Raw genomic sequence first — 6,640 nt, 5'->3', positions numbered from 1 at the left:
ATGATGTCGGCGTCGCACCATTTGGCCAGCTGGTGCTGGGTCATGGTCTTGCCGGTGCCGAAACCGCCGGGGATGGCGGCGGCGCCTCCTTTGGCGATGGGGAACATGGTGTCCACCACGCGCATGCCGGTGATCAGCGGGCGCTGGGCGGGCATGCGGGCCTGCACGGGGCGGGGGCGGCGGATGGGCCATTTCTGGCACAGGGTCAGTTCCCGCTCGCTGCCGTTTTTATCTGTGATGCGCACGACGGTGTCGTTCACGGTGTAGCTGCCGTTCTCCGCCACCCAGGTCACGGTGCCCTCCACGCCGGGGGCGGCCATGCACTTGTGCAGGATGACCGGGGTCTCGGGGCAGGTGGCATACACCTGGCCGGGGACCAGTTTGTCCCCCACCTTCACCGTCACGGTCACGTCCCACTTGGCGTTGGGGTCCAGGCTGGGGATGTTGCAGCCGCGGGCGATGAAGGGGCCGCTCTCCTTTTCCAGGGCGGGCAGAGGCCGCTGGATGCCGTCGTAGATGTTGCGCAGGATGCCGGGGCCCAGGGTAACGCACAGGGGGCCGCCGGTGGTGGTCACAGGCTCGCCGGGCGCAAGGCCGCTGGTCTCCTCGTAGACCTGAATGGTGGTGAGTTCCTCATCCATGCGGATGACTTCGCCCACCAGATGGTCGTTGCCGACATGGACCATTTCCATCATGGAAAGGCCGGTCTTGCCTTTGATGGTGACCACCGGGCCGTTGATGCTGTAGATGAGATTTTGAGCCAATTCGGTTCACCTCGGTTTTCGAAATTAAAGGGCGATGGACATGCCGGAGTGCTGCAGGAACCAGTCTTTCTGGGCTTCCAGCTTCATGTCCAGCGTGTCGTCCGCCTCCACCGCGCCGCTCTTGGCGCGCAGGCCGCCCAGGCGGATGGTGGCGTCGGCGGTCACCTCGCAGCCGGCGGGAACAGCCGACCTGGCAGCCTCCACATCCTGCGGGCGGGCGTAGAACACGGCCTTGTCCGCATGGAGCAGCGCCAGCAGCGCCCCGGCGCTCTTTTTCAGATAATCGGCATAGTCCGCCTTTGCGGTGAAGGCGGCCAGTTTCTCTTCGCAGGCGTCGAACACCTGCTGGGCGATCTCGCTGCGGCGGGCGGCCAGCTCGGCGCCGGTCTCCACCACGCTGTGGCTCAGCTTGCGGTTGGTCTCCTCCTGCAGGCGGACCTTTTCATAGTCTCCCATCTGCCGCGCTTTGGCCTCGGCGGCAGTCTTCACTTTTTCCAGCTCGGCGGCGATCTCCTCGTCGATGGACTGGATGATGGCGGCGCGGCGCTTTTCGCCGTCCCGCTGGATGGCTTGCATGAATTTTGCCGCGCGCTCGTTTTCTTCAATCATTTATGCTGCACCTCAAATCTTAACGCCGATGGCTTCGCGCACATAGCGGGTGATGCGGTCACGGCCAAGGGCCGAACCGTGCCGGTCCGGGATGGCCAGCACCAGCGGGCCCTCCTGGTCCTTCTTCGCGTCGTTGACGATCTCGGTGAAATCGTCGGCGATCTTTTCCGTCACAAGGATCATGCCGATGTCCGGCTGAGAGAGGGCAAGTTCAAAGGCGTTGGTCACTTCCTCGGCGGTGTGGGCCACCACGCCTTCGATGCCCGCCAGCCGCATGCCGGTCTGGGTGTCGGTGTTGTCGCTGATCAGAAAGAAACGCATTGCTGCGCCCCCTTTATACCAGTTTGTTCAGGATCAGGATGGAGATAACGACGCCGTACAGAGCGATGGACTCGCCCAGAGCCACGAAGATCAGGCTCTTACCGAAGCTCTTGGGGTCCTCGGAGGCGGCGGCGATCGCGGCAGGCGCGCCGGCGGCAACAGCCATGCCGCCGCCGATGCCGGCAAGACCGGTGACCAGGGCGGCAGCGATCAGGCCCAGGCCCATGCTCTCGTTGCTGGCGGCGCGCTCGGCGGCGGTCATGACGGCGGTGGCGGTCTCGCCCTCAGCGCTTACAGCGAAGGCAAAGCAGGCGGCCAGCAGCAGGACCACCACGAAGGCGGTGATGTTCAGGGTCAGGGTGCGCTTGACGGGCATGCCCTTGGCGGACTGGCGGGCCAGATAGGCGGCGAAGCCCATGAGCAGGCTCAGCGGAAGAACGATCAGGCAGATGGTCAGAAAAGTATTCATGGTTAGGTCCTCCAAATCAATTTAGTGTCTTGTTGTATTGAAGCAGGCGTTCGCAGCGGAAATGCTCCGGCGGCCTGTTCTGGCAAAAAGAAGGCTTACTCGGCCTTGTCGGTGAGGCTCACGCCCTTGAAGGGGTGGCCGCCGCCCTCATAGCAGCGGCTGAACATCTCGTAGAATTCAAGACGCAGGCCCTGGATTCCGGAGAGCAGGCCCTCCAGCGCGATGATGAGGGCGTTGCCGAGGATCACGACGACGGGGTTCACCGGGTCGCCGGCCAGGCTGAAGATGGCCATCATCATGGCCGCGTGGACGAACACGAAGGCGCCCACGCGCAGGAAGGAAACGGTGTTGCTGAAATAGCTCAGCACGTACTCCAGCAGCTCGAAGATGTTCTGCATGCAGTAGTCCGCCCAGCTTTCGGGTTTCCAGTTGGGGTGATGGTCCACCAGGCCGATCAGGATCTCCTTGAAGAACAGCAGCACCAGGCCGCCGCCGATCAGGGCAAAGGCGACGCTCGAAGGCAGGAAGTGGGGGCCGCTCATGAAATCGCTGACGAAGGAAACGCCGCCGCAGTAGACCAGGATGCCCACCAGGCCGTTGTTGGAGAAGATCGCTTCGCCCCACTGGCCCTTGCGCAGCGCGGCAATGATGTGCAGCGCCATGGCGGCCAGCACCAGCGCCACGCCGATGAAGATGGCGCAGACCAGGATGGGATTGATGGCGGCGGTGTCCAGCACCGAGTGAGGAGTGCCGGGCCAGCTGCTGATGGGCTTGCCGGACATGCCCAGCATCTCATACACCGGGTCCAGCGCTTCCTCAAAGCCGAACACCGAGCCGAACATGAAGCCGAACACCATGCTGGAGATGCCGCAGGGCACGATGAGCCGGGCAAGGGCCATCTTCTTCCACTTCCACAGGATGAAGCCGCCCACGGCCAGCACCGCGCCCTGGCCCAGGTCGCCGAACATGATGCCGAACAGCACCGTGAAGGTGATGGCCACAAAGGCGGTGATGTCCATCTCGCCGTAGCTGGGCAGGCCGTACATGTCCACAAAGAACTCGAAGGGCTTGACAAACCAGGGGTTCTTCAGCTTGGTGGGCGGGGTTGCGTTCTCCACTTCTTCCGGGTCGGAAATGGTCACCCGCATGTGGCGGACCTGCTTGACCTTTTCGGCAAAGGCGTCTGCCTGGGCGGCGGGCACCCAGCCCACCAGGAAGAAATAGTTGTCGCGATAGGCGGCGTAATGGCGCAGGTCAAAGGCCTGCTCATGCCATTTCAGCTGCTGGTAGATCTCGCCGCAGGCCTCTTTCTGCTCGGCCCAGCAGCGTGCGATCTCCGCGTCTTTGTCCTCGATCTTCTTCTGGCACTCGCCGATCTCCCCGCCCAGCTGCTTTACAATGGATTCCGGCGTGCCGGAAGCCTCGGGCAGGTGCAGGCGCTCAAAGAACAGGGTGGCGAAGATGCCGTCGATCTCGTCGGCGTTCTGCCGCGGGGTGAAGTAGATGCCCCAGTAGCCGCCCTTGTCCTCGCTGCAGGTGACAAACAGCACGTGGGGGTTTTCGGCGTAAGCCACCATCATGCGGGCGTAGCTGGCTTTGGGCAGAAAGCCGAAGCGCACCTTGATGTATTCGCCCTTGATGATCTCGTCAAAGGGCATGTCCAGGCCGGTGAAGTGGCTGAACTGGGTCTTTTTTTCTTCCAGTTCGCTCTTGTGCTTTTCCAGCTCCGCTTTTTCGTTCTGCATCTGAGCCAGCCGCTCGGCCAGGTCCTGGATCTTTTCCTTGTCCTCCGGCTGGATGTCCCGGGCGGTCTGGGCGCTCAGCGCAGGCGCGCTCTCCCCCACCAGCTGGAACAGCTCCTCCATCTTCTGCACATGGGCGGTGTAGGGGTTGTCCTCGCTGAGGGTGATATAGCCCAGGGAGCCGGACATGTGCTGGATCGCCGGTTCGGGGTGGAAGTTGCCATCCAGGCAGCAGTTGTAGATCACGCTGTCCAGATTTTTGAGCAGGCCGTCCACCCGCACCAGTTTCATTTTTTCAATGGCCAATGTATCCTCATCTTCCTTTCGGGTCATACCGACCTTCGATCATGTTGGCCGCCGCCGCGCTGGCGGCTTTGGGCGGCCCTCATCACTGCTCGGGGTTCTCCTGCTTCCAGCGGCGCATCGTCACCACCATGTCCTGGGCGGTGTTCAGCCCGCCCACGCCGGTGCAGCTTTCGGTGAACGCCGGGATGTCCGGCTGGGCCACCCACACACAATAGAAGAAGTGCGCGCCCCGCACCGCCGCGCAGCGGCGGAGCTCAAACAGCCGGGCGAGGCTGCACACCGAGGCGTAAATGCCGGCGACCTTCCATTTTTCCTCGTTCCAGAGCCGGGCCATCTGCCCGTTGACCTCGGCGATCTCGCTGTTCAGAAGCTCGATGTTCCTGCGCAGGTTCGCCACGATCTGCTCGGGAGTGCCCGCCGCGCCGGGCAGGCGGATGCGCTCGAAGAACGCCTCGGAGAAGATGCCGTCCACCCGGGCGGCGTCCTTCTGGGGTGCGAAGTAGACGCCCCAGAGCGCCTTGGCATCCTCACTGCAGGGCACGAACAGGATGTAGGGATCGGCGGTGAAGTCCTTCTGGAGCATCGCGTAGCCCCGCTTGGGCAGGCGGCCAAAACGGATCTTCACATACTCGCACTGCTGGGTCAGTTCCACCGGAACGTCCAGCGAAGAGAAATGCGCGAAGGACTCGGCGCCCTTTGTGCAGATCTCCAGCTGCTTTTCCAGCAGCTCCCGGTCTTTGCGGCAGGCTTCCAGCCGCTCTCGCAGGCCGGCCAGATAATCCCGCGTGCCCTGGGCGCGTCCGTCCGCAAGGGTGGGCTCCACCACCGGGATCTCAAAGCCCTTGGCCAACGCCTCGATCTGCTCCACCATCGGGCCCCAGGGGTTGTCCTCGTTCAGCGCGGCATAGCCCGCGGAGGCGCTCATGTGGTCCAGCGCCCGGGCGGGATGCACCCGCTTGCCGTCCACACAGCAGTTTTCGATGAATGCGTCCAGCTTTTCCAGGGGGCCGTCCACCCAGACAAGCTGCATCTTGGGGTCAAAAAACATTGCAGCACCCCCCTTAATCGCCCACGCCTACCAGCAGCGTGGCGATATCGTCCGGGGCAAGGCCGTAGCGCACGCCCTCGATGATATGTACGATGTTGGTAAGCTCGTTTTCGGCCAAAAAGATGTAGCAGAACAGCACCACGCTGGGGTTGGTGGAAAAGCGCAGCTTTTTCAGGTGCCAGCGGTAGTCGATCTTGCGCACGCCCTCTTCGATGTAATCGAAGCTCGCGCCGTAGAACTCGGAAGCGTAGGGCGTGTTCACCAGCCGGTGGATCACATCCTGGGCGTCCTGTGCGTCCATGAGGGCGTCCAGCTGGCGCGGGGTCATGTTGGAGACGCTCAGGCTGACCCTCTTTTTGATGAAGGCCCGGTCGGCGCGAAGCACGCTCTTGAGGCGGTAGATATCCGCGATGGCCCGCAAATCGCTTTGGCGGCGCAGCAGATACAGCATTTCGTCCTTGCTCTTGCCCGAAAGCTTGGTGGACGCGATCTGCTCCACCTGGCTGTTCACAAAGCCGTCCAGCGCTGCTTCCAGTTCCAGCAGGCCGCTTTTCTCCAGCGCGAAGTCCGGGTCATCGGCGAAGGGCTGCAGCACCTTGGCATAGGGCGTGCCCTCCAGCGCCAGCACCAGCATCTTAAAGCTGGTTGCCATGGACATTGCATTCAGATTCAGGCAGGAATGCTTTTTGATGAAGTCCGGCATGGTGTAGATGGACACATCCCCGTCCGGCGCGTGAAGCTCCTGAAGGCGGGTGGTGATGGCCTGCACCTCGCTGCGGATGATAAAGTAACGGTAAAAGTCGTGGCCGATGTTCATTTCGTACCGGCAAAGAGAAGCATACTGCTCAAACAGATTGAGCCGCAAAAGCGTCTCCAGCTGGGCACGGTGGGTGGTGGCCGGGTTCGCCGCCTGAAGCGCCTCGGAGTAAGAAGTCCGGGTCTTGAGGTAGCTGATCAGATCCGGCAGGTCGCGGCAGTTCAGCAGCTCCTGATAGTTGCGTGCCGTGAGCCGGCGGCCGTACATCGCCCGGGCCTTTGCCAGAATGGCGTTGGACGCCTGGGTGTTGCCCATGTTACTGCCCCCCGCCCAACACCCGGGTCAGGATGGTATCGACCCAGGCGTCTTTGTTTTTCTGCAGCTGCTGGTCCAGCTGGTCCAGGATCTGCTGTTTGCGCTTTGCCTGGGCGGCAAGCTCGCCTTCGGCGCGGTTTTTCTCGGCCTGGGCGAACGCGTCCACATCACGGCGCATGTCTTCCATGGCCTTCTCTTCCATCTGCTTTGCCTGAGCGGCCTTATCGGCCTGCGCTTTTTGGCGATACTCCTCGGTGGCCTGGGTGCGTGCCCGCTCCTCCTCGTCGATCTTTAAAATGGCGCGCAGCA

The 6,640-nt window shown here is 62.6% G+C and carries 7 protein-coding genes and 1 pseudogene; all 8 read right to left on the bottom strand.

Features of this window, described 5'->3' with window-relative positions:
• Window positions 1–764: pseudogene (locus tag ACH2AT_RS10470) on the bottom strand (V-type ATP synthase subunit A); the annotation flags it as partial.
• A 24-nt stretch (window positions 765–788) separates the two neighbouring features.
• Window positions 789–1,373 carry a V-type ATP synthase subunit E gene (locus tag ACH2AT_RS10465; protein WP_394965861.1) on the bottom strand — a complete coding sequence of 195 codons (585 nt, stop codon included), beginning with the start codon at window positions 1,371–1,373 and terminating at the stop codon, window positions 789–791.
• 12 nt (window positions 1,374–1,385) lie between these two features.
• The gene (locus ACH2AT_RS10460) at window positions 1,386–1,694 is read right to left on the bottom strand and encodes a V-type ATP synthase subunit F (RefSeq protein WP_177521811.1); all 309 of its coding nucleotides are present in this window, start codon (window positions 1,692–1,694) and stop codon (window positions 1,386–1,388) included.
• 13 nt (window positions 1,695–1,707) lie between these two features.
• Window positions 1,708–2,163: an ATP synthase subunit C gene (locus tag ACH2AT_RS10455; RefSeq protein ID WP_394965859.1), complete on the bottom strand. Its 456-nt coding sequence runs from the start codon at window positions 2,161–2,163 to the stop codon at window positions 1,708–1,710.
• A 95-nt stretch (window positions 2,164–2,258) separates the two neighbouring features.
• Window positions 2,259–4,238 carry a V-type ATP synthase subunit I gene (locus tag ACH2AT_RS10450; RefSeq protein WP_394965857.1) on the bottom strand — a complete coding sequence of 660 codons (1,980 nt, stop codon included), beginning with the start codon at window positions 4,236–4,238 and terminating at the stop codon, window positions 2,259–2,261.
• 55 nt (window positions 4,239–4,293) lie between these two features.
• Complete coding sequence (locus ACH2AT_RS10445; protein ID WP_394965855.1) at window positions 4,294–5,259, bottom strand: hypothetical protein; 966 nt, start codon at window positions 5,257–5,259, stop codon at window positions 4,294–4,296.
• Between the two features lie 13 nt (window positions 5,260–5,272).
• Window positions 5,273–6,331 carry a V0D/AC39 family V-type ATPase subunit gene (locus ACH2AT_RS10440; protein ID WP_394965853.1) on the bottom strand — a complete coding sequence of 353 codons (1,059 nt, stop codon included), beginning with the start codon at window positions 6,329–6,331 and terminating at the stop codon, window positions 5,273–5,275.
• A 1-nt stretch (window position 6,332) separates the two neighbouring features.
• Window positions 6,333–6,640: hypothetical protein (locus ACH2AT_RS10435; RefSeq protein ID WP_394965851.1), on the bottom strand; the 308-nt coding region annotated here is incomplete at its 5' end.

The sequence above is a fragment of the Candidatus Allofournierella excrementigallinarum genome, assembly GCF_944388085.1.
Lineage (GTDB): Bacteria > Bacillota > Clostridia > Oscillospirales > Ruminococcaceae > Allofournierella_A > Allofournierella_A excrementigallinarum.
Note: the sequence above shows the minus strand (reverse complement) of the source record. Positions and strands in the feature narration are given on the sequence as shown.

What these genes read in the sequence shown, in the direction of transcription:
- ACH2AT_RS10465 (WP_394965861.1), bottom strand. Translation starts at nt 1,373, where the DNA reads ATGATTGAAGAAAACGAGCGCGCGGCAAAATTCATGCAAGCCATCCAG.
- ACH2AT_RS10460 (WP_177521811.1), bottom strand. Translation starts at nt 1,694, where the DNA reads ATGCGTTTCTTTCTGATCAGCGACAACACCGACACCCAGACCGGCATG.
- ACH2AT_RS10455 (WP_394965859.1), bottom strand. Translation starts at nt 2,163, where the DNA reads ATGAATACTTTTCTGACCATCTGCCTGATCGTTCTTCCGCTGAGCCTG.
- ACH2AT_RS10450 (WP_394965857.1), bottom strand. Translation starts at nt 4,238, where the DNA reads ATGACCCGAAAGGAAGATGAGGATACATTGGCCATTGAAAAAATGAAA.
- ACH2AT_RS10445 (WP_394965855.1), bottom strand. Translation starts at nt 5,259, where the DNA reads ATGTTTTTTGACCCCAAGATGCAGCTTGTCTGGGTGGACGGCCCCCTG.
- ACH2AT_RS10440 (WP_394965853.1), bottom strand. Translation starts at nt 6,331, where the DNA reads ATGGGCAACACCCAGGCGTCCAACGCCATTCTGGCAAAGGCCCGGGCG.